The 1111-nt window shown below is 64.3% G+C and carries 3 protein-coding genes; 1 reads left to right on the top strand and 2 read right to left on the bottom strand.

Annotated elements, in window-relative coordinates:
• A partial coding sequence (locus ASF34_RS23520; RefSeq protein WP_443136541.1) for a thermonuclease family protein occupies positions 1-180 on the bottom strand: 180 nt, incomplete at its 3' end.
• Positions 181-285: 105 nt separating this feature from the next.
• Here ASF34_RS23520 and ASF34_RS15510 point away from each other — a divergent pair.
• Complete coding sequence (locus tag ASF34_RS15510; RefSeq protein WP_056162196.1) at positions 286-510, top strand: hypothetical protein; 225 nt, start codon at positions 286-288, stop codon at positions 508-510.
• A 53-nt stretch (positions 511-563) separates the two neighbouring features.
• Here the strand turns inward: ASF34_RS15510 and ASF34_RS15515 are convergent.
• Positions 564-1111: SOS response-associated peptidase (locus ASF34_RS15515; RefSeq protein WP_056162199.1), on the bottom strand; the 548-nt coding region annotated here is incomplete at its 5' end.

Here is a 1111-nt window from a genome sequence, read left to right on the forward strand (position 1 = left end):
CTTTCTATTGCAGAGCTGTGCGCTCTCGGGCGCATCGATCCCGTGGAGCCGGATACGGGTGCCGCCGATGTCGAGGGTGTCGCCGTCTACCACCGAGGCCCSGCCGGTGATCGGCTCGGCCGCGAAYGCAGGAGCCAATGACAGGRCGAGGACAAGGGCGGGAACAAGTATCGATTTCATCAATACCRRMTATCGATTTGATCTGTTGGAATGATGGTGCACCGCAGCGCATATCCCTCTCATGAAACGGGGCGCAACCCCCGAAACACCAATGGGATAAGTACCATGACCGTTCGTAAAATCGTGCTCGCCGCTCTCGCCGCCGCCACCCTGACCAGTACGGCGATGGCTGAGGATCGCGTCAACATCACGCCGACGCTCTACCGTGAGCAGGCTCGCGTCACGGCATCGGTTCGTCCGGCCTCTGAGCTGATGACCACGCCGTCCCTGACCCCGCGTGCCCCCGCGACCCGGCGCCTTGTTGCCGACGCGGAAGCCTCGGACCGTTAATACGTCTTCCCGGCCGGCATGGTCCCAGCACTAGGCCGGCCGCGATGCGATCCTCATTCTGCCGGATCGCGCCGTGCGCCCGTCGCCACCACCTTCATCATGGCGTCAGGCAGCGGGCGTTGCAGCTTAAGGACGATCTCTGTCGGTGCCTCAAGCCACGTCCGCCACTCCTCTGGCGTCGTCAGCAAGACCGGCATCGCCTTCGGGTGGACCGGGCCGACAATGCCATTCGCTTCGCATGTGAGGAACGAGAACAGCCGGTGCTCGGCCTCCTCCCTATCGGGGTTCTCTGCCTTGGTGCCGCGCACGCCGGTCCAGGGCCGCCAGATGCCGGCGAAAGCGAAGAGCGGCCGGTTGTCATCGAGGGCGAACCACATCGGTGTCTTCTTCGGCTTGGTGTCGGCGTACTCGTTGAAGGAGGAGACCGGGACGAGGCAGCGGTATTCCGGCTTGAGCCAGGGCCGCCAGTGCGGGCTCTTCACATTTCGGACGTTCGTGACCGCGTGCTCCCCGTACTGCTTCGGACCCGGGATGCCCCATCGGAGCATCTCAAGGGTCCGCTTGCCGTCCTCGATCCGAACGATGGGCGCCATCTGGTCAG

It is taken from the genome of Methylobacterium sp. Leaf106, assembly GCF_001422895.1.
Lineage (GTDB): Bacteria > Pseudomonadota > Alphaproteobacteria > Rhizobiales > Beijerinckiaceae > Methylobacterium > Methylobacterium bullatum.